The 20,790-nt window shown below is 37.3% G+C and carries 18 protein-coding genes and 1 tRNA gene; 9 read left to right on the forward strand and 10 right to left on the reverse strand.

Annotated features, from left to right (window positions below; translation table 11 throughout):
* Positions 1-59 precede the first annotated feature (59 nt).
* On the forward strand, positions 60-377 hold the full coding sequence (locus EKL95_RS04545; RefSeq protein ID WP_039110363.1) for a 2Fe-2S iron-sulfur cluster-binding protein: 318 nt from the start codon (positions 60-62) through the stop codon (positions 375-377).
* Positions 378-462: 85 nt separating this feature from the next.
* Here the strand turns inward: EKL95_RS04545 and EKL95_RS04550 are convergent, their stop codons facing one another.
* From EKL95_RS04550 to EKL95_RS04570, 5 genes are all read right to left on the reverse strand, one after another.
* On the reverse strand, positions 463-1,245 hold the full coding sequence (locus EKL95_RS04550) for a DUF3050 domain-containing protein (RefSeq protein ID WP_126457517.1): 783 nt from the start codon (positions 1,243-1,245) through the stop codon (positions 463-465).
* A gap of 91 nt (positions 1,246-1,336) precedes the next feature.
* A complete protein-coding gene (locus EKL95_RS04555; RefSeq protein WP_126562149.1) occupies positions 1,337-2,515 on the reverse strand; it encodes an acyl-CoA dehydrogenase family protein in 1,179 nt (392 codons plus the stop codon).
* Between the two features lie 372 nt (positions 2,516-2,887).
* Positions 2,888-3,595, reverse strand: a complete 708-nt coding sequence (locus tag EKL95_RS04560; RefSeq protein WP_126454304.1) for a tRNA1(Val) (adenine(37)-N6)-methyltransferase — start codon at positions 3,593-3,595, stop codon at positions 2,888-2,890.
* A gap of 77 nt (positions 3,596-3,672) precedes the next feature.
* The gene (rimM, locus tag EKL95_RS04565; protein ID WP_126457515.1) at positions 3,673-4,197 is read right to left on the reverse strand and encodes a ribosome maturation factor RimM; all 525 of its coding nucleotides are present in this window, start codon (positions 4,195-4,197) and stop codon (positions 3,673-3,675) included.
* Between the two features lie 15 nt (positions 4,198-4,212).
* A complete protein-coding gene (locus EKL95_RS04570) occupies positions 4,213-4,767 on the reverse strand; it encodes a 30S ribosomal protein S16 (protein ID WP_126454300.1) in 555 nt (184 codons plus the stop codon).
* A gap of 200 nt (positions 4,768-4,967) precedes the next feature.
* Here EKL95_RS04570 and EKL95_RS04575 point away from each other — a divergent pair, with 200 nt between their 5' ends.
* Together EKL95_RS04575 and EKL95_RS04580 are read left to right on the forward strand one after the other, a co-directional pair.
* Positions 4,968-5,444 carry a DUF6252 family protein gene (locus tag EKL95_RS04575; protein ID WP_126562148.1) on the forward strand — a complete coding sequence of 159 codons (477 nt, stop codon included), beginning with the start codon at positions 4,968-4,970 and terminating at the stop codon, positions 5,442-5,444.
* A 154-nt stretch (positions 5,445-5,598) separates the two neighbouring features.
* A complete protein-coding gene (locus tag EKL95_RS04580) occupies positions 5,599-5,961 on the forward strand; it encodes an RNA recognition motif domain-containing protein (protein ID WP_126454296.1) in 363 nt (120 codons plus the stop codon).
* 98 nt (positions 5,962-6,059) lie between these two features.
* On the opposite strand, the gene leuB is transcribed toward EKL95_RS04580, so the two are convergent.
* From leuB to leuC, 4 genes are all read right to left on the reverse strand, one after another.
* Positions 6,060-7,121, reverse strand: coding sequence for a 3-isopropylmalate dehydrogenase (gene leuB / locus EKL95_RS04585; protein WP_126562147.1), 1,062 nt, complete (start codon positions 7,119-7,121; stop codon positions 6,060-6,062).
* 96 nt (positions 7,122-7,217) lie between these two features.
* The gene (locus tag EKL95_RS04590) at positions 7,218-8,798 is read right to left on the reverse strand and encodes an alpha-isopropylmalate synthase regulatory domain-containing protein (RefSeq protein WP_231507411.1); all 1,581 of its coding nucleotides are present in this window, start codon (positions 8,796-8,798) and stop codon (positions 7,218-7,220) included.
* A 129-nt stretch (positions 8,799-8,927) separates the two neighbouring features.
* Complete coding sequence (leuD, locus tag EKL95_RS04595) at positions 8,928-9,524, reverse strand: 3-isopropylmalate dehydratase small subunit (RefSeq protein WP_126457513.1); 597 nt, start codon at positions 9,522-9,524, stop codon at positions 8,928-8,930.
* Between the two features lie 187 nt (positions 9,525-9,711).
* Positions 9,712-11,106: a 3-isopropylmalate dehydratase large subunit gene (gene leuC, locus EKL95_RS04600; RefSeq protein WP_126562146.1), complete on the reverse strand. Its 1,395-nt coding sequence runs from the start codon at positions 11,104-11,106 to the stop codon at positions 9,712-9,714.
* A gap of 639 nt (positions 11,107-11,745) precedes the next feature.
* Here leuC and dnaE point away from each other — a divergent pair.
* The 5 genes from dnaE to EKL95_RS04625 all read left to right on the forward strand — a co-directional run bounded on the left by dnaE (position 11,746) and on the right by EKL95_RS04625 (position 19,242).
* Positions 11,746-16,281 carry a DNA polymerase III subunit alpha gene (gene dnaE, locus EKL95_RS04605; RefSeq protein WP_126562145.1) on the forward strand — a complete coding sequence of 1,512 codons (4,536 nt, stop codon included), beginning with the start codon at positions 11,746-11,748 and terminating at the stop codon, positions 16,279-16,281.
* A gap of 177 nt (positions 16,282-16,458) precedes the next feature.
* Entirely contained in the window at positions 16,459-17,322 is an 864-nt protein-coding gene (locus EKL95_RS04610; RefSeq protein ID WP_126562144.1) for an outer membrane beta-barrel protein, read from the forward strand.
* A gap of 352 nt (positions 17,323-17,674) precedes the next feature.
* On the forward strand, positions 17,675-17,992 hold the full coding sequence (gene trxA, locus EKL95_RS04615) for a thioredoxin (protein WP_126454285.1): 318 nt from the start codon (positions 17,675-17,677) through the stop codon (positions 17,990-17,992).
* Between the two features lie 163 nt (positions 17,993-18,155).
* Positions 18,156-19,082, forward strand: a complete 927-nt coding sequence (locus EKL95_RS04620) for a DUF58 domain-containing protein (protein WP_126553868.1) — start codon at positions 18,156-18,158, stop codon at positions 19,080-19,082.
* An 86-nt stretch (positions 19,083-19,168) separates the two neighbouring features.
* Positions 19,169-19,242: transfer RNA gene (locus EKL95_RS04625), tRNA-Asp, on the forward strand.
* 218 nt (positions 19,243-19,460) lie between these two features.
* Here the strand turns inward: EKL95_RS04625 and EKL95_RS04630 are convergent.
* On the reverse strand, positions 19,461-19,961 hold the full coding sequence (locus tag EKL95_RS04630) for a DUF456 domain-containing protein (RefSeq protein ID WP_126457505.1): 501 nt from the start codon (positions 19,959-19,961) through the stop codon (positions 19,461-19,463).
* Positions 19,962-20,281: 320 nt separating this feature from the next.
* On the opposite strand from EKL95_RS04630, the gene EKL95_RS04635 reads away from it, so the two are divergent.
* Positions 20,282-20,758 (forward strand): hypothetical protein, encoded by a 477-nt coding sequence (locus EKL95_RS04635; RefSeq protein WP_126457504.1) that lies wholly within the window; start codon positions 20,282-20,284, stop codon positions 20,756-20,758.
* The last annotated feature ends 32 nt before the right edge of the window (positions 20,759-20,790 follow it).

Here is a 20,790-nt window from a genome sequence, read left to right on the forward strand (position 1 = left end):
CACGCAGTCCGTATTTAATAACCAACACCGATTGCCTAAAAACAAACACCCACAATCATATGGATGTATTAATAAAAATAAAAGATCGAGAAGGAGTCGTGCATGAGTTACAGGCTCCCACGGATATGGCCATGAATATCATGGAATTATGCAAAGCCTATGAGCTTCCTGTAGAAGGAACCTGCGGCGGTATGGCCATGTGTGCTTCCTGTCAATGTTATGTTCTTAATGATGTTGCCTTGCCAGAAATGGGCGATGATGAAGAAGCAATGCTTTCAGAAGCCTTTTATGTAAAAGCAAACAGTCGTTTGGGCTGTCAGATCCCAATTACCGAAAGCCTCGAGGGATTAGAACTCGAATTGGCTCCTGAAAATTAATAAAAAAGCATCTTGTTACTAAAACAAGATGCTTTTTTTAAGGGTATTTTCTAAAGAAGTGTTGCGTTATTTGAAAGTATTAGTTTTATGCCAATTCAACATTCATTAAGATAGTTTCTTCGATGGCATCCCAAAGACCAATGCGTTTCTCTAAAGCTAATTTTGATACTTCCTCAACATCAGACCATTTTTGAGCATCTGTACCGCAAAGTTCTGTTATCATTTTCATCGCCATTGGCCCATGTTCATCCGCATCCAATTCGATGTGTCTTTCAAAATAATAAATCAGTTTGCTCAAATCCGTTTCAGGGAAATTCTCCTGAAAGTTTTTCAAAATAGCGGTAAACATACTCGGTATCAAATCTTCTCTTCCAAAAGTAAAAGCCGCTGCAATTTCATGGGATTTCCCTTCCTCAATAACCCTGAATGTGAAATCCAGGAATGCTTTAATATTGGGGTGTAAAGTGCTGGTTTTTATAGCGACAAATATGTTTTGAAGGGAATCTACTTCAGTTAAAAAATGTTCAATACCTTCAGTATTTGCTCCACAGGATTGCATGGCTTCAATATACATTTCATAATGACTCAAACGGCGTCCGTCTAATGTTAAGTCAGATTCTTCAGCAAGGACAATTTCGTTTATTAAATATCGGGTTTGTGGATTTTCCGTTGCAAACCAAGGCGTTGTTGTACAAGTTAATTTGGATTGTAGTGCTTTTAACAAAGACATGAAATCCCAAACAGCATAAATATGATTTTCTAGAAAACATTGTAAATCCTCAATAGTTTTTACTTTTTTATATAAAGGATGGTGTAACAACAGTTCTTTTTGAGGCTGAATACTATTGTTGATGGTTTGGATATTCATAAAGAGTATTTTTGTGTAAATATAAAAAAGCTTCTTGGTATCAAGAAGCTTTTATTATCAATTTTATTAATAGTTTAATAACTGTTTACCACTACTTGAAAGCAGGAATTCCAGTGATGTCCATACCGGTAATTAACAAGTGTATATCGTGCGTCCCTTCATAGGTGATTACAGATTCCAGGTTCATCATGTGACGCATGATCGAATATTCTCCAGTAATTCCCATTCCGCCTAGCATTTGTCTGGCTTCTCGGGCAATTTCCACAGCCATCATTACATTATTTCTTTTGGCCATTGAGATTTGGGCCGTTGTCGCTTTACCTTCATTTCTTAAAACACCTAATCTCCATGTTAATAATTGCGCTTTTGTGATTTCAGTAATCATTTCGGCTAATTTCTTTTGTTGTAATTGGGTTCCTGCAATTGGTTTGTCAAACTGAATTCGTTCTTTGGCGTAACGCAAAGCCGTATCGTAACAATCCATGGCTGCGCCAATAGCGCCCCAGGCAATTCCGTAACGTGCTGAATCCAGACAACCAAGCGGTGCTCCCAATCCAGATTTATTGGGCAATAAGTTTTCTTTTGGCACTTTGACATTGTCAAAAATCAGTTCTCCAGTTGATGAGGCACGAAGCGACCATTTGTTGTGCGTTTCCGGAGTGGTAAAACCTTCCATTCCGCGTTCTACAATTAAACCGTGAATTCTTCCTTCTTCATTTTTTGCCCAAACAATGGCAATATCAGCAAACGGAGCATTTGAAATCCACATTTTGGCACCATTCAATAAATAATGGTCGCCCATATCTTTGAAGTTGGTAATCATACTTCCTGGATCTGAACCATAGTTAGGTTCCGTTAAACCAAAACAGCCCATGTATTCTCCAGTGGCTAACTTAGGTAAATATTTTACGCGTTGTTCTTCATTTCCGTACTTCCAAATAGGATACATTACCAAAGAAGATTGTACAGATGAAGTGGAACGAACGCCAGAATCACCGCGTTCTATTTCTTGCATGATCAAACCATAAGATATTTGGTCTAGACCCGCACCGCCGTATTCTTCTGGGATGTAAGGACCAAAACCGCCTATTTCGCCCAAACCTTTAATGATTTGTTTTGGGAATTCGGCTTTTTGAGCATATTCTTCTATAATAGGTGATACTTCACGTTTTACCCAAGCACGAGCAGAGTCACGTACTAGTTTGTGTTCTTCTGTTAGTAAATCGTCAAGGTTGTAGTAATCTGGAGCTTGAAATAAGTCTGGTCTCATGGTTATTAATTTTTATGGAACAAATTTACAGAAAGAAATATAACAAAAGCATTAACAAATGTTATATTTTTTTATTTGAAATAGAAATAAGTAAGCCGAAAGTTTAAAAGTCGTAAAGTCAAAAGAATTAACTTTAAGTAAAACAGTTTTAAATCAGATTTTTACATGATTTTATCCTGATTTTAAAATACGACATTATACCATGGTTATTACTTAGCTTATTTTTTAACAAATAAGTCCTTTTATATACGAGATTTTATTAAAAAAGGTATTTTCCTCTAAATTACAATAAAAATTAACTTTAGCAGAGATCAAAGGTGTTTTAAATAAGATTACGGAATGGTTTAGGTGTTATTTAGAATCATTTTGGACTTACATCTTCATATAAAACTCTTTAGTCAATGCAATGTATTCGGGAGTATAAATGTGTCTTGCAGTTTCGATAATCAATTCGTCAACGGGATAGTTCGAGCTTTCTTCTCGGCTAAAGGCCAATAAACTGCGTTTAATTTCGGTAGTTGGAGTTCCTTTTACGTGTGTAATTTTAATTGGATACAATTCGTATTCTTTGGCAAGAGCCAAGAAATTTTCTTCTTCTTTGAAAGGAATTATAACTGTGAATATTCCGTTTTCTGAAAGCAATAAATCAGCAGCCTCGATTAAATCCTCAAAAGGCATCGCGTCAGCAAAACGGGCTAAATCACGTTGTTCGTTATCAGATTTGTAATCATCAGTATAAAATGGAGGATTGGAAACAATTAAATCATACTCGTCTTCCGGTTCTTCGACGAATTCATCTAAACCGGCATGAAAACAAAATAAGCGATCACTCCAAGGGGAGTTTTCAAAATTATCTACGGATTGTTCATACGCTTCTTCGTCTATTTCCAAAGCGTCAATTTGTTCCGCGTTACTTCTTTGTGCCAGCATTAGTGCGATTACTCCTGTTCCGGCTCCAATATCTAAAATACTAATAGGATTGTTTTCAATAGGAGTCCATGCACCAAGTAAAACGCCATCGGTTCCAATTTTCATGGCGCAACGATCTTGCTGGATTGAGAATTGTTTGAAACTAAACATAGGGAATTTTGATTTCAGATTGTAGATTAACGATTTTTGAGGAATTGAACACTAAAAACTGAATACTGAACACTAATTTAAAGGTACATTTCAATAAGTCCTTCTGGTAGATCCATGATAACTTTTTTGTTTTCACGGTCAATTTTAACCAAGAAAAGATCAATCATGGGGATAAGAATCTCAACATCACCGTTGAGGACTTCAAAAAGGGGTTGGGCAGTGGTATCATTAATGGATTCGATCTTTCCAACAACACCAAGACGTTTGTCTTCAACTTCAAAACCAATTACTTCGTGGAAATAGAATTTATTGCCGCTAAGTTTCGGCAACATCTTCAAAGGAAGGTAGATGGCATTGCCTATAATGGCGTCTGCCTCTTCTTCGGTAGTCATGTCTTCAAAACGAATTCTAAGTAAATCGTTTTTGTGCAGCGAACTACTTTCAATAAAAAAAGGAACCAAGTGTTTGTTACATTCAACAAACACTGATTCCAAGTTTTCATATAACTCAGGTTCGTCCGTGTCTAAATAGGCTAGAATTTCCCCTTTGAAACTAAATTTTTTAGCGATTTTACCTAAATAGAAACAATCTTCTTTACGCATAGTCGCCTTCTAAAATTATGCTTCAGTTGTTTCGTTATTTTCTTCTGCGGCAGGAGCTTCTTCAGCTTCAGCAACTTCTTCTTCAACAGCTGGAGTTGCAGCAGCGATAGCGTCAGCTTCTGCTTGAGCAGCTGCAGCTAAACGTTTTGCATTCACATCTTGTTCTGCTTTGAAAGCTTTAGCTTTAGCATCCGCTTGCACTTTTGTTAAGCCGTCTTTTTTAGCATCTACTTTTCCAGTTTTTGCCTCTAACCAAGCATTTAATTTAGCATCCGCTTGTTCTTGAGTTAAGGCTCCTTTACGGATACCACCGTCAAGGTGATGTTTCAATAAAGCTCCTTTGTAAGAAAGAATCGCTTTAGCAGTATCTGTTGGTTGAGCACCATTGTGCAACCATTTTACTGCACTATCAAGGTTTAAGTCGATAGTTGCTGGGTTTGTGTTTGGATTGTAAGTACCAATTTTTTCTAGGTATTTACCATCTCTTTTTGAGCGTGCATCTGCAGCTACAACCCAGTAAAAAGGTTTTCCTTTTTTACCGTGTCTTTGTAATCTAATTTTTACTGACATAATCTTGTGATTAAATTTTGAGGTACTCGACCTCTGTTAATTAAGGGTGCAAAGATACCTTTTTTATTGATAAATACTAATTGGATTGTGGTTTTAATCTGTGGCAGTGCGCTGTAGGTGGTTTTGATTCGTGTTTTTTTGTCCTGTTATGTTTTTTTTTTAGCATTAATGCCCTATTTTTGTTAGTAAAAGAAGGTTTTATGAAAAAATATTTGATATTTCTAGGGGTACTTTTTTTAATGATTTCATGTGCGGAAGAGGTGAGTTTTAATACTCCTTCTTTACAAGGAAGGAAAGACAATGTGTTTTGGAGAGCGACAGCTTCCAAAGCGACTTTAGCTTCTGATGGTTCACTAGTAATTGAAGGGTTTACTGGAAATGAGGTTTTGACTTTGAAGACAACCTCCATATCACCTCAAGTGTATCCATTGGGAACCAGTAATTCCAAGACAGCTGTTTACGTATTGACTGGAGGAAGCGATTTTTCATTTGCAACAGGTATTGACATGGGTAGCGGGCAAATAGTAATTACTGATTATGATGAGAAGGGTCTTACGGTTACAGGTACTTTTAAATTTAGTGCAGAAAATGCAAATGGCAACCCATCAGCAGGGACTGTTTTGAATTTTCAACAAGGCGTATTTTATAAGGTTCCGGTAAGTCTGCGGGTTCCCTAAATTCACACGGTTAAGATTCTTAAATTGCAGGAGTTGGGTATTTTAGTAGCTTCATTTTCTTTTTGAATTTAAAATAAAAACATAAATAAGCTAATCTATAGTAGATTGCAAAAAAAATAGCAGTACATTTGTTTTATTATTTAAATAAGAACATATGAATATTTTTGTTGGAAGTCTTCCATTCAGTATTGAGGAAGCAGATTTAAGAGAGTCTTTCGAGGCTTATGGAGCAGTTGATTCAGTTAAAATTATTACTGATAAATTCACTGGAAGAAGTAAAGGATTTGGTTTTGTTGAAATGCCAAATGATGAAGAAGCTCAAAAGGCTATTGATGAATTGAATGGTGCTACTGTTCAAGGACGTGCAATCGTTGTAAACAAATCGGAGCCTAAACCAGAAGGTGAAAGAAGAAGTTTTAACAATAACAGTCGTGGTGGAGAATCTCGCGGTGGTTATGGTGGTGGAAACAGCCGTGGTGGAGAAAACCGTGGTGGTGGAAACAGAGGTGGATATTAATATTTTTCTCTACAACTATAAAAAAAGGTGTCAATGTAAATTGACACCTTTTTTGTTTCCTCACCCCAGCCCTCTCCCAGAGGAAAGGGGGTTGGATTTTACAAATTAGCAACTAACCAGTCACCTACTTCGCTAGTTTTGTGTGCCTTAGTCCCTTTAGCAACTAAATCTTCAGTTACAATTCCTTGTTCGAGTGATTTGTTGACTACAGCTCTAATCGCAGCCGCTTCTTCTTTTAAGCCGAAGGCATCTTCAAACATCATTGCAGCAGATAATACGGTCGCTAATGGATTGGCAATATTTAGGCCTGTGGCCTGTGGATAGGATCCGTGAATGGGTTCGTACAATGAAGTATGTTCTCCAACGGATGCAGAAGGCATTAATCCCATTGATCCGGATATCACTGAAGCTTCATCAGTCAAAATATCTCCAAATAAATTTTCTGTAATCAAGACATCATATGAATTTGGCCATTGTACTAAACGCATCGCTACGGCATCCACAAATTCATAACTTACCGTAACTTCGGGATAGTCTTTTTCCATTGCTTGTACGGTTTCTCTCCACAAACGAGAAGTTTCCATTACGTTGGCTTTGTCTACACAACATAGTTTTTTAGTACGAGTCATTGCTAGTTCAAAACCTTTTTTAGCTAAACGTTTTACCTCTGATCTGGTATAGGTACAAGTGTCAAACGCTGTTTCACCACCGTCTTTTCTTCCCTTTTCTCCAAAATAAATTCCGCCGGTAAGTTCCCTTAAAAAGATTAAATCAGTTCCTTCAATACGCTCTCTTTTTAAAGGAGAATTGTCAATCAAAGAGGGGAATGTAAATGTTGGGCGAACATTAGCAAACAGCCCTAGTTTTTTACGCATTAATAACAAACCTTGTTCTGGACGAACCGGAGCGCTTGGATCATTATCGTATTTTGGATGTCCAATGGCTCCAAATAAAACAGCATCAGCAGCCATACAAATTTCGTGAGTCTCATCAGGATAAGGAACTCCTACGGCGTCAATGGCACAAGCTCCTGTAAGTGCAGGAGTCCAGATGATTTCATGGTTGAATTTTTTAGCGATCGCATCCGAAACTTTTACGGCTTCATGGATTACTTCTGGTCCAATTCCGTCTCCGGCTAAAAGGGCTATTTTTAATTTCATATTAATTGTGTTTTCCTCCTCCCAGCTCCCTCCAAAGGAAAGGGAGACTGGGTGTTGAAGGATTGGGTTTGTAGTTTGTGTTGTATTTCTTTAATTTTATTTCAAATTTTCAAGCTCCAATTTCGGCTTGGCTCCCTCGCCTTCGTGGAGGGCTGGGGCTGGGATTACGTTCAGCATTTTTTGGGTTGCTATAATTGCGGCAACTGTTTGGTCAGAGTCCAGCCCTCTGGTTTTGAATTCTTTTTCATTATTTGTCCAGGTGATTATGGTTTCGCATAAGGCGTCAGAACTGCTTCCTGGTGGAATTCGTACGGCATAATCAATCAGTTTTGGCAATTCTAAGTTTTTGCTTTTATATATTTTTGCCAATGCATTCATGAAAGCATCAAATTGTCCGTCTCCTTGTGCGTGCTCTTCAATGATTTCACCATCTATTTTTAAAGATAAAGTAGTCGATGGACGCATGCCTTTTGCATGAGATAATATATAGGACTCAACAACAATTTTTTCCTGATAGGTTTGGCTGTCCAAAACATCAGAGATAATATAGGGTAAGTCTTCTTTAGTAACGGTTTCTTTTTTATCTCCTAATTCAATGATTCTTTGGGTAACTAACTTTAAATCCTCAGGGTTTAATTGAAGGCCTAATTCTTGAAGATTTTTCTCGATATTGGCTTTTCCAGAGGTTTTACCAAGGGCATACTTTCTTTTTCTTCCAAAACGCTCCGGTAGTAAATCGTTAAAATACAGGTTGTTTTTATTGTCACCATCGGCATGAATACCAGCAGTTTGTGTAAATACATTGTCGCCCACAATAGGTTTGTTTGCAGGGATTCTGTATCCGGTAAACGTTTCTACTAATTTGCTAACAGAATATAACGAAGATTCTTTTACGCCAATTTCTATTTCGGGTAAGAAATCATTGATTACCGCAACAGTGCTTTCAAGGGGTGCATTTCCAGCCCGTTCTCCCATCCCATTAACAGTTACGTGAAGCCCTTGAATACCAGCTTTTACGGCTTCCATTACATTGGCGATACTTAAATCGTAGTCGTTGTGCGCATGAAAATCAAAATGAGTATCAGGGTATTTCGTTATAATTTTTGCAATAAATTCAAAAGTTTCAGAAGGGATTAAAACCCCTAAAGTGTCCGGTAATAAGATTCTTTTGACCGGTTGCTTAGTTAGAAAGTCTAAATATTGAAATACATATTCAGGGGAATTACGCATTCCGTTACTCCAATCTTCCAGATATACATTGGTTTCAATATTATTTTCCTGAGCTAAGGCTATGGCTTGCGCAATTTCAGAAAAATGTTGTTCGGGTGTTTTTTTTAACTGGTGGGTTAAGTGGTTGAGCGATCCTTTGGTTAGTAAATTCTGAACTTTAGCTCCGGTATTTTTCATCCATTCAATAGAAAGTCCCCCGTCTACAAAGGTTAAAACTTCAATTCGGCTGCTGTATCCTTTTGTTTCGGCCCAAGCCATAATTCCTTTTACTCCTTGAAATTCACCCTCGCTTACACGAGCCGAAGCAACTTCGATTCGGTCAATATGAAGCTCTTCCAGTAATAATTGTGCAATGGTTAATTTTTCTGCAGCAGAAAAGGAGACTCCGGAGGTTTGTTCACCATCACGGAGCGTCGTATCCATTATTTCAATTTTTCTTTTTTTCATTATAAATGGGATTCGATTTCGATTTCATGAATCAGAAATCGGGATATCTTGTTTTTATCAAAAACTAAAAACAGTTGCTTCGGGGAGAACCCAAAGAAAATCTTTAGCCAATACCTTTTCGGATTATGTTTAGTAAGGAAGTTGATTGGCAAATTCCACCACTTCTGATTTTATATTTTGCAAATAATCAATATCGTCAAAACCATTGATCATATTGTCTTTTTTATAACCCGAAATATCAAAAAATTCTTTTTCGCCAGTTGCTTTAATGGTAATGGTTTGTTCTGGAAGATTAATTTCTAGTTCCGTTTTTGGATCTTCTTCGATAGTTTTAAATATTTTTTCTGCAAATCCAGCACTAACCTGAACTGGTAAGACACCAACATTCAGGCAGTTATTTCTAAAAATATCAGCAAAAAAACTAGAAACCACACATCTAAAACCATAATCGTAAACCGCCCAAGCAGCGTGTTCTCTTGAGGAACCCGAACCAAAATTTCTGCCTCCAACAAGAATTTTTCCGCTGTAGATTGGATTATTCAGTACAAAATCAGCTTTTGGAGTTCCGTCATTATTGTATCTCCAGTCACGGAAAAGGTTGTCGCCAAAACCAACACGTTCGGTTGCTTTTAGAAATCGAGCGGGAATAATTTGATCCGTATCTACATTTTCGATAGAAAGCGGAACTGCGCTACTGGTAAGAATATTAAATTTATCGTAAGCCATTTGATTTTTGATTTTTGATTAACGATTTTAGATTTTTGATTTTTGATTTCCTGTTTTGAAAATAAATCTTTAATCGCTACTGTTTTTATTTTTTTACTATTTTAATCTTGATTTTAAAAATCCAAATTGGATTTTGACACTAACGAAATCTGCAATCAAAAATCGTTAATCTTCAATCTGAATTCTTTTAAAGAAGTTCTCTAGGATCTGTCAAAACTCCAGTTACAGCGGCAGCAGCAGCCATAAACGGACTTGCTAACAACGTTCTTGAGCCAGGTCCTTGACGTCCTTCAAAGTTTCTGTTGGAAGTACTTACCGCATATTTTCCGGCAGGAACTTTGTCGTCATTCATTGCTAAACAAGCGGAACATCCTGGCTGACGCAAAACAAAACCAGCTTGGGTTAATACCTCAAGAATTCCTTCTTCTTTAATTTGTGCTTCTACGACATGTGATCCTGGAACCAGCCAAGCGGTAACATTATCCGCTTTTTGGCGTCCTTTTACAATGGAGGCAAAAGCTCTGAAATCTTCAATTCGACCATTGGTACAACTTCCTAAGAAAACATAATCAATTTGTTTTCCAATCATGGCTTCTCCTTGATGAAATCCCATGTATCCTAAAGATTTTGCATATGTTTCTTCTCCTTCGGCAACGTCTTTTGAGTTTGGAATGCTTTTAGAAATTCCCAATCCCATTCCTGGGTTTGTTCCGTAGGTAATCATAGGTTCAATATCCGATGCTTCAAAGTTGATTTCTTCATCAAATTTGGCATCAGTATCTGTTTTCAATGTTTTCCAATAGGCTACTGCTTTATTCCAATCATCCCCTTTTGGAGTATACAAACGTCCTTCTAAATAATCAAAAGTAGTTTGGTCTGGAGCGATCATTCCGCCACGAGCACCCATTTCGATACTTAAATTACAAACGGTCATACGGCCTTCCATGGTCATGTGTTCAAAAACTTCACCTGCATATTCCACAAAATAGCCGGTAGCCCCTGAAGTCGATAATTTAGATATAATATAAAGTGCCACATCTTTGGGAGTAACCCCAAATTGAAGATTACCGGCAACATTAATGCGCATTTTTTTAGGTTTAGGTTGCATAATGCATTGGGTAGAAAGTACCATCTCAACCTCAGACGTCCCAATTCCGAAAGCGATGGCGCCAAAAGCTCCGTGAGTTGATGTATGTGAATCACCACAAACAATGGTTGCTCCGGGTAAGGTAATTCCGTTTTCAGGACCCACCACATGAACAATTCCATTTTTTTGATTTCCTAAACCCCAATGGCTAATGCCGTATTCAGCAGCGTTTTCTTCTAATGCTTTGAGTTGATTGGCAGACAATGCGTCTTCAACCGGTAAATGTTGATTTATAGTTGGTGTGTTGTGATCTGCAGTAGCAAAAGTGCGCTCTGGGTATAATACTGAAATGCCTCGTTCTTTTAAACCTAAAAAAGCTACAGGACTAGTAACTTCATGGATGAAATGACGGTCAATAAAAAATACGTCTGGTCCGTCTTTAATTTTGCGCACCACGTGCGAATCCCATACTTTGTCAAATAATGTAGTACTCATTTTAATATGTTTTAATGTGTTTTGTTTATAGCCCAAAAGGCTACGATGATAACAATAAAGACAAAGCTAAAAAAACAATCAAGGCTTTACGTATCAATATTCCATTATATACGATACCCAAAATCCCATTCGGATATTTCTTTGTTGATTTTTGTCTTTTTACTTTTTTTTTGTACGGTACTTTTTTATTTAGATCTAATAAAAAATCAATTTGTTGAGTTTTTTGATGTTTATTGAATCGTTAAATTAGGCTTCTTAAATGCAGTTATATTTACGAATATTTAATTAAATGGTATGAAAAGTAACTTTTTTTTAATTTTAAATTCACTAATTCACTTTTGTGACAGTTGTTTTTTAAAATGGTTTTCGTAGTAAACAACATTTTTTTTAGCGGTATTTCATTGTTTTTTTTTGATGAAATACTACGACATCCAAAAAAGCAATATGTCGTCTTTTTATCTTTTAATAAGATGCAATCAAACTGATTTGTTGAAAGTGATCGTAGTTTTAATAGGAGAATAGCCTTGGAAAATAATTTTGTTTTTTGTTGATAATTTACTTCTATTCTACTCTAAAAAAACTAAATTTGAAATTCATTTTTCGCGATTTTTTAAAATCACAAACTCTTCAAATCCAGCTATGTACTTAATATTCGATACCGAAACCACAGGATTACCAAAACGTTGGGGCGCACCCATTTCAGATACGGATAACTGGCCACGATGTATTCAAATCGCGTGGCAGTTGCACGACGATATGGGTAAACTGATTGAGCATCAGGATTATTTGATCAAGCCCGAAGGGTTTAATATTCCGTTTGATGCCGAACGAATTCACGGTATTTCTACAGAATTGGCGGAAGCCGATGGGATTTCGTTGGCAGAAGTGCTAGAAAAATTCAATGCTGTTTTAGGTAAAGCTAAATTTATAGTGGGTCAGAATTTAGGTTTTGATATCAATATTATGGGGTGCGAATTTTACAGAATGGGAGTGGAGAGCCAAATGAGCTCGATGCCAATTCTGGATACTTGTACAGAAGTTACGGCTTCGTTATTAAAATTACCAGGTGGCCGTGGCGGTAAATTTAAACTGCCTACGCTAACGGAATTGCATTCGTATCTTTTTAATAAACCTTTCGGTGAAGCGCACAACGCCACTGCCGATGTGGAGGCAACTACGCGTTGTTTCTTAGAGTTAATTCGTCGTGATGTTTTTACAAAAGAGGAACTAGACGTTCCGGGCAGTTATTTTCAAGATTTTCAAAGCAAGAATCCAAGTGAGATTAAACTCATAGGTTTAAAACATATTAATCTAAAGGAAGCGTCCGATAAAATTCGTCAGCAGTTTGGCGAAAAACAAGCGCCGACAGTTTCGAAAGCAGAACTTTCAGAGAATAAAAAAGTACTTATTGATGCGCCTTTCGTGCATTTGCATAATCATACGCAGTTTTCGGTATTGCAATCGACGATCAGTATTGCAGCATTGGTAAAAGCGGCGGCACAACAAAAAATGCCGGCAGTTGCCATGACCGATCATGCGAATTTGATGGGTGCTTTTCATTTTGTCCGCGATATTTTATACCATAATAAAGTGGCTGAAGCCAAGAATAAAGAGGCGATTGAAAATGGGGATGAACCTACTGAAGTTCCGATGAAACCTATTGTAGGTTGTGAATTTTTTGTATGTGAGGACCATAAAAACAAAAAAATTAAAGACAATGGTTACCAGATAGTACTTTTGGCGAAGACCAAAAAAGGGTACCATAATTTGGCTAAAATGTCTTCCATTGCGTATACCGAAGGTTTTTATTATGTGCCAAGAATCGATAGGAAAGTCATCCAGGAATTCAAAGAAGATATTATTGTTTTATCCGGAAATCTTTATGGTGAAATTCCAAATAAGATTTTAAATATTGGTGAAAACCAAGCTGAAGAAGCTTTGCTTTGGTGGAAAAACGAATTCAAGGAAGATTTTTACATTGAGGTGATGCGTCACAATCAGGAAGATGAAAATCGGGTGAATGCGTCTTTGATTTCATTGGCCAGAAAGCATGATGTCAAGATTATAGCGACAAACAATACCTTTTATATAGATAAGGAAAATTCGAATGCGCACGATATTTTGCTTTGTGTGCGTGATGGCGAAAAGCAAACCACGCCTATTGGTCGTGGTCGAGGGTATCGGTACGGATTGCCCAATCAGGAATATTATTTCAAGTCGGGAGACGAAATGAAACAACTTTTTGCAAATTTGCCCGAAGCAATTTCAAATATTTCGGAGATTGTGGATAAAATTGAAATTTTCGATTTGGCACGGGAAGTTTTATTGCCAAAATTTGAAATTCCGGTTGAATTTAATAATCCGGAAGATGCTGTTGATGGTGGGGTGCGAGGAGAAAATGCGTATTTGAGGCACCTTACTTTTGAAGGAGCAACAAGACGATATCCCGTAATGACCGAAGAAATTCAAGAACGACTTGATTTTGAATTGTTGACGATATCTAATTCAGGATATCCAGGATATTTCCTGATTGTGCAGGATTTAATTGCTGAGGCGAGAAGCATGGGCGTTTCTGTAGGGCCGGGAAGGGGTTCTGCGGCGGGATCGGTGGTGGCGTATTGTTTGAAGATTACCAATATTGACCCCTTGATGTACAACCTGCTTTTTGAGCGTTTCCTGAATCCGGATCGGGTGTCTTTGCCCGATATTGATATCGATTTTGATGATGAAGGACGCAGTAGCGTAATGGATTATGTGATCCGTAAATACGGTTCGAAACAGGTGGCGCAAATTATCACGTATGGTAAAATGGCTACCAAATCAGCGATTCGAGATACTGCTCGTGTATTGGATTTACCTTTGTTTGAAGCCGATAAAATAGCCAAATTGATTCCGGGAATGATGCCTTCTAAGTGGAATTTAGCTCGTTTTTTAAATGAAAAGGACGATGTAATTAAGAAGGCCGTTCGTCCCGAAGAGTATGATAAAATAAAGGAATTAATAGGACTTGCTAATGAAGATGATTTGGGCGGAGAAACCATTCAGCAAGCCAAAGTTTTAGAAGGGAATCTTAGAAATACAGGAATTCACGCCTGTGGTGTCATTATTACGCCAAGTGATATTACTGATTTTGTTCCTGTAGCAACCGCCAAAGATTCGGATTTGTATGTGACCCAGTTTGATAACTCGGTGGTGGAAAGTGCCGGTTTGTTAAAGATGGATTTTTTGGGTTTGAAAACCCTTACTCTGATAAAAGATACGGTTAAATTAGTAAAATACAGAACTGGAATTGACCTGAACCCGGATGAGTTTCCTATTGATGATTTGAAAACCTACGAGCTTTTCCAGCGTGGAGAAACTGTAGGAATTTTTCAATATGAGAGTCCGGGAATGCAAAAATACATGAAGGAATTAAAGCCTACAGTATTTCCCGATTTGATTGCCATGAATGCCTTGTATCGTCCGGGGCCAATTGCCTATATTCCAAGTTTCGTCAAGCGAAAAAACGGTGAAGAGGAAATTATTTATGACCTTGACGCCTGCGAAGAATTACTAAAAGACACCTACGGAATTACCGTTTACCAAGAACAAGTAATGCTTTTGTCCCAGAAACTAGCGGATTTCTCAAAGGGGGATGCGGATGTTTTGCGTAAAGCGATGGGAAAAAAACAAAAGGATGTTTTGGATAAAATGAAACCTAAATTTATCAGTCAGGCTGCGGCCAAAGGGCATCCTGAAGATAAACTGGAGAAAATCTGGAAAGACTGGGAAGCCTTTGCAGAATATGCGTTTAATAAATCACACTCGACTTGTTATGCCTGGATTGCCTACCAAACGGCATTTTTGAAGGCGAATTATCCGGCTGAATATATGGCTGCGGTTTTGTCCAATAACATGAGTGATATCAAGCAAGTTTCTTTCTTTATGGAAGAATGCAAACGCATGGGATTACAGGTTTTAGGACCGGATGTGAATGAATCGTTTTATAAATTTACGGTAAACGATGATTATGCGGTTCGGTTTGGGATGGGAGCTGTAAAAGGTGTAGGTTCTGGCGCTGTGGCTACGATTGTGGAAAATAGAAAAGACGGAAAATACAAATCTATTTTTGATTTGACCAAACGGATTGATTTGCGTGCGGCCAATAAAAAAGCATTGGAGAATCTGGTTTTGGCGGGTGGTTTCGATTCGTTTTTAGGAACTACTAGAGCACAATATTTTCATGATGATGGCGATGGAATTACCTTTTACGAAAAAGCAATTCGGTACGGAGCTAAATTTCAGGAAAATGAAAATTCAGCTCAAGTAAGTTTGTTTGGCGAAAGTAGTGATGTGCAAATTGAAGAACCTGTTGTTCCGCCTTGTGAGGATTGGAGCACAATGGAAAAATTAGCCAAAGAAAAGGAAGTGGTGGGGATTTATATTTCTGGGCATCCGCTGGACGATTACAAATTTGAAATGAAATATTTTTGCAATGCCAAGTTAGAAGCACTCAAGAACATGGAATTGCATGTCAGTAAAAATTTGACTTTTGGGGGGATTATCAATAATGTACAACATCGTGTTGCCAAAAACGGAAAAGGCTGGGGCATATTTACATTAGAAGGGTACGATGAAAGTTATGAGTTTCGGATTTTTGGGGAGGAGTATTTGAAGTTTCGCCATTTTCTGATTCAGAATAATTTTACGTTCATGAAAGTAATGGTCAAGGAAGGCTGGACGGATCGGGATACTGGAAAAAAAGGGGATCCAAGATTACAATTTGTGCTGGTGCAATACCTGCAGGATGTCCTGACTACATTTGCTAAAAAGCTAATTTTACTGTTGAATATTAATGATTTAGAGGCGGAATTTATCCATAAGTTAAATCATATTTTTCAAGAAAACAAAGGCGATAATACTGTAGCTTTTGAAATTATGGAGTTGGAAAAAATAAAGCGATTAGTAGAAAATGTGGTGGTACTTCCGGAAAATGAAGAAGCCGTTTTTGTAGACGAAAATGAGGAAACCGATTCTCTAGAATCAGGAAATCCCGAAATTAGTACGGCAACTGAAGTAGAAGAAATAAAAGTAGTGACTAAGCTGACCATGCCAAGCAGAAAATTGAAAGTGAAAATTTCAAATGAATTGTTGGTTGAACTGGAAAAAATGCAAATTAATTTTAAGTTAAACTGATTTTTTAACAGTTAAATTTAATTTTTTTTAGTGTTGTTTTTGTTAAAATTATGCGCGCACAGTAAAAATTTAGCTTGGCGTTTGACAGAACTGTTGTTTGCGCTTTTTACGGCCTAAAAAGCCCGGAATCGTTGGGTAAATTTACATTATGTTTGTGTGAATTAAACAACAATAATCATGAAAAAGAATTTATTTTTATTTGGATTTATGTTTTGTTCTATGATTGTGATAGGGCAAACGGAAAAAAAGGAAAGTTGGTATTTTAAATTAGGAGGATCCTATTTTCTTCAGACAGCCGCAACTGAATTCCCTACTGTTGGAGGCCAGTCTGCACTAAGTACAGTTTATGTAGGAGGCGATTTAGTTTCAGAGGAGAGTGTTACGGGGTCTTTTGGAGAAGGTTTTCGCACATCTGGCAGTGTTGGATACCGTTTTACGGATCGTTTGGGTCTGGAAATGGGAATCAATTATTATAATAGTACGGATAAAACAATGGTCAAAAGAGTCGATGATGGCGCTACAACACTGCGATCCGTTGGGCAAATTACAGCTTTTGATTTAGCTCCTGCAATTGTGTTTTTTCTGGGAGAAGTAAAAGGATTTGAAACCTACTCTAAAGTTGGGGTAATTGTGCCTGTTCACGGGGATTTGACGATTGAAACAAATGCCGTTGCTGGCGCTGGTGTAAATGTATTTAGCAAGGATGTCATCAAGCCAAATCCTACAGTAGGTTTTCAAGCGGCGTTAGGGACTTCGTATAAATTGGCCAAAAACCTTTCGGCTTTTGCAGAATTGGAATACCGTAACTTTACTGTTCATGGAAAAGATAAAGAAACAACGGAATTTACGGTTAATGGAGTAGATCGATTGAATACGCGTACAATATCTCAGATACATTCGAATTATTCAGACCGTTTAGACAGTAACTCTAATAACGCTCAGTTTAATACCGTGGATACTTCCAGACCTACGGATGAGCTGAGTTCTTATGTTGGAATCAGCGGATTGGGATTAACACTTGGAGTAAAATACAGTTTATAAACACAAAAAGTTAGATTTTTTAAAAAGACTATCTGAAATGACGGTCTTTTTTTAGGAATAAATATTTTGGTTTTCAGGAAACCCCTAGCCCTGATGGGAGCGGCATCTCCCGATTTAGAAAAACAAGGCTTTTTTAGCCGTAGTTTTTGTTAATTGGGAATACAGCGTACAGCAGGAAATAGCTCCAAATAAGTAATAAATGGAGGTGCACTGAATGTGTTGAATAAGAATTGGCAATGTATTAATAGGTAAAACTAATTCAGGAATAGTGTTTGATTAGTTTTTAATTTCTAAATTTGTATTCTAGTTTTGAATTTTAAAAATTCAAACGATAAACTTTAAATAAAATAGTATGGCATTAGCAATAACAGACGCGAATTTTGAAGAATTAGTTTTGAAATCTGACAAACCGGTAATGGTGGACTTTTGGGCTGCTTGGTGTGGACCGTGTAGAATGGTAGGACCAATCATTGATGAATTGAGTACGGAATACGAAGGAAAAGTAGTTATAGGAAAAGTAGATGTGGATGCAAATCAAGAATTTGCTGCCAAATACGGAGTAAGAAATATACCAACTGTTTTGGTTTTTCACAACGGAGAAGTAGTAGGAAAGCAAGTAGGAGTTGCTCCAAAGCAAACCTACGCGGATAGTTTAGACGCATTGTTGTAATCAGTAGATTATGATTTATATAGGATCTGTACTGGATTCAGAGAAAAGGTTTGGCGAGAGTCAAGCCTTTTTTTTGTTTAAGCTGAATTTATTTCAGTTCCTAAATTGAGTTTCTGTAATAGTTTAATTTTTAAATCGTTCAATCTTTTAATATATTTGGGATATGAAGATCGAATCGCAAATAGAGAAAATTTCTAGTTTCCAGCATCTGGAATTGCTGGCGCATCAAGTGGTGGAAGGATTTATTTCTGGAATGCATAAAAGTCCGTTTCATGGATTTTCGGCTGAATTTGCGGAGCATAAAGTGTATAACGCAGGCGAAAGTACCAAACATATTGATTGGAAGCTGTTTGCCAAAACGGAACGCTTGTACGTCAAGCGATTTGAAGAAGAGACAAATTTGCGGTGTCATATTATCATTGATAATTCCTCATCGATGCATTATCCGAAATTGAAAGAGAATCAGAATTTTTTTGAGAATAAGATTGGTTTTTCAGTTTTGGCTTCGGCAGTATTAATGAATCTCTTGAAGAAGCAACGTGATGCTGTGGGGCTAAGTGTGTTTTCGGACAGTTACGAGTACTACGCGCCTGAAAAAGGCAGTGATCGCCACCATCGAATGATTTTGAATGCGCTTGAAGGACTTTTAGAGAAATCTGCGACTACTAAAAGTACGGATGCAATTACTTTCTTGCATCAAATAGCCGAGAAAATCCACCGCCGTTCGATGATTATTGTATTTACCGATATGTTTCAATCCGGTAATGAAAAAGCGCTGTTTGATGCCTTACAACATTTGAAACACAACAAGCATAAAGTGGTTTTGTTTCATGTTGTTGACAATAAAACAGAGCTTAATTTTGACTATGATAACGCTCCACGAAAGTTTATTGATATAGAAACAGGAGAGGAAGTAGCAGTTTTTGCCGATAATGTGAAGGAGGAATATGAAAAACAAGTAGAAATGTACTTCAATAAGTTGGCTTTAACGTGCTCTCAAAACCGAATAAAGTATATTCCGGTGAGTGTGAATGAAAGTTTTGAAAAAATAGTACTGACGTACTTGGTTGAAAAACAAAACTTTGGGTGATAGTACGGTTTTTTATCAATTATTTTTTCAAAAAACACTTGCGTAAACGGAAATCTATTGTATCTTTGCCACCGCAATAACGCAGAGGTTTGGTAGTTCAGTTGGTTAGAATACATGCCTGTCACGCATGGGGTCGCGGGTTCGAGTCCCGTCCAGACCGCAATATTGGGGAAAGCCTTTCGTAACAGAAAGGCTTTTTTGCCCCTAAAAGGTTTTTAACGTTAGTTGTGTTGTTTGCTGCGAATTTGTAACTCGTAGCGGGTTTAGTAGTTAGACCAATGAAAAGCTTTCCACTTTGTGGATAGCTTTTTTGATTTAAATGTAGCAGGTTTGGGAGTTCAGTGGGTTAGCATACATGCCTTTCATTTCGTATTTCCCTTAAAATAACTCAGATTTATAATTCCAGACAATCCACACAAACAATCCTAAATACATCACGCAAACCACAAATTTCATAAAGCTGGATGCCAGAAACCCTATAAAGGAACCTGTAGCCGCTCTCAAAGCTCGATTATGGTCTTTAAAATCATAAATAAGTTCACCTATCAACGCACCAACAAAAGGGCCGATAATGAATCCAAAAGGGACAGGAGCAAGAATCCCCACGATCAATCCGATGTTAGTGCCCCAAATACCATAGGAGCTTCCGCCAAATCGCTTAGTTCCCTTTGCCGGAATCACGTAATCTAAAACCGATAGGATCACGGTGATCAATAAAGTAATTCCTAAAATCCAATAATTTACCGGAACAGCATTTGTGAAATACAGTAATGCCAATCCAACCCAACTGATGCCAGGTCCGGGCAGAACCGGTAAAAAACTACCCAAAACGCCTAAAATCATACACATAAAACCAAGAACCAAAAGCAGTACATCCATAAATTTATTTTTACTAATTTTGAACACTCAAAAGTATTGAATTTTTATTTGAAAGAGTTTGATGCGCTTTTTTTGATTTTTTCGATAAAAAATCAGACCCAAACTCGGTATTGAATTAGGAGGAATTTTATAAATATACAATCCAAACTGCTGTTCTTCCAGATCGATTGGTGGCTTCGTATTCCGATCAAAAAGAAATTGCCGCTGCGATCAAAAAGAAATGGTTTGCTGAAAACTACGAAGATTATTTGCTTTCGAAAGCATCTCAAAAAAAATAATTGTATTTTTATAGAATATTAGTCCAATTCAAACACAAAACCTTGAAGCAGAATTACCTTTTTTTAGTATTTATATTTTTTAATTCCTGTCAATACTTAGACAAGCAAATTCCCTCGGAAAAAGAATTGTTGCAAAAGGAACTGAAATCCATCAACTGGAAAGAAGTCGATGAATACCCATCAGTAGTAGATTGTGAAAAAATAGAAGATAAAAAGCAACGCCAACAGTGTTTTTTTGATGTTTTAACCCAGCTGATTCAGGAGAAATTGAGTGTGGATACCCTTGCAATTCTTTATCCGGAACTGGATACGATTGAAGTTAAGGTCACGGTTTTTCCAAATGCAACGATGCAATTTGAGCCGCAGTTTCCCAAAGATTCCGTGGCTTATGACAAAATCAAAATTGACAGTATTCTTAAAGTTCGTTTAGTTGATTTTCCAAAAATTAACCCAGCTATAAAGCGCGGTATTCCCGTAAAAATACAATTTATTCTTCCGGTGATTCTCAAAGTAGAGTAGTTCTTAAAAGGATTTTCGAATGAAGAGTAGCT

This window comes from Flavobacterium sp. LB2P53 (assembly GCF_003970305.1).
In the GTDB taxonomy this organism is placed as follows: Bacteria; Bacteroidota; Bacteroidia; order Flavobacteriales; family Flavobacteriaceae; genus Flavobacterium.

Bases quoted from the DNA above. Each gene is read 5' to 3' on its own strand.
- EKL95_RS04545 (WP_039110363.1), top strand. From the start codon at position 60: ATGGATGTATTAATAAAAATAAAAGATCGAGAAGGAGTCGTGCATGAG.
- EKL95_RS04620 (WP_126553868.1), top strand. From the start codon at position 18,156: ATGAAGATCGAATCGCAAATAGAGAAAATTTCTAGTTTCCAGCATCTG.
- EKL95_RS04630 (WP_126457505.1), bottom strand. From the start codon at position 19,961: ATGGATGTACTGCTTTTGGTTCTTGGTTTTATGTGTATGATTTTAGGC.
- leuC (WP_126562146.1), bottom strand. From the start codon at position 11,106: ATGAGTACTACATTATTTGACAAAGTATGGGATTCGCACGTGGTGCGC.
- EKL95_RS04550 (WP_126457517.1), bottom strand. From the start codon at position 1,245: ATGAATATCCAAACCATCAACAATAGTATTCAGCCTCAAAAAGAACTG.
- dnaE (WP_126562145.1), top strand. From the start codon at position 11,746: ATGTACTTAATATTCGATACCGAAACCACAGGATTACCAAAACGTTGG.
- trxA (WP_126454285.1), top strand. From the start codon at position 17,675: ATGGCATTAGCAATAACAGACGCGAATTTTGAAGAATTAGTTTTGAAA.
- leuD (WP_126457513.1), bottom strand. From the start codon at position 9,524: ATGGCTTACGATAAATTTAATATTCTTACCAGTAGCGCAGTTCCGCTT.
- EKL95_RS04590 (WP_231507411.1), bottom strand. From the start codon at position 8,798: ATGAAAAAAAGAAAAATTGAAATAATGGATACGACGCTCCGTGATGGT.
- leuB (WP_126562147.1), bottom strand. From the start codon at position 7,121: ATGAAATTAAAAATAGCCCTTTTAGCCGGAGACGGAATTGGACCAGAA.
- EKL95_RS04610 (WP_126562144.1), top strand. From the start codon at position 16,459: ATGAAAAAGAATTTATTTTTATTTGGATTTATGTTTTGTTCTATGATT.
- EKL95_RS04580 (WP_126454296.1), top strand. From the start codon at position 5,599: ATGAATATTTTTGTTGGAAGTCTTCCATTCAGTATTGAGGAAGCAGAT.
- EKL95_RS04555 (WP_126562149.1), bottom strand. From the start codon at position 2,515: ATGAGACCAGACTTATTTCAAGCTCCAGATTACTACAACCTTGACGAT.
- EKL95_RS04560 (WP_126454304.1), bottom strand. From the start codon at position 3,595: ATGTTTAGTTTCAAACAATTCTCAATCCAGCAAGATCGTTGCGCCATG.
- EKL95_RS04570 (WP_126454300.1), bottom strand. From the start codon at position 4,767: ATGTCAGTAAAAATTAGATTACAAAGACACGGTAAAAAAGGAAAACCT.
- rimM (WP_126457515.1), bottom strand. From the start codon at position 4,197: ATGCGTAAAGAAGATTGTTTCTATTTAGGTAAAATCGCTAAAAAATTT.
- EKL95_RS04575 (WP_126562148.1), top strand. From the start codon at position 4,968: ATGAAAAAATATTTGATATTTCTAGGGGTACTTTTTTTAATGATTTCA.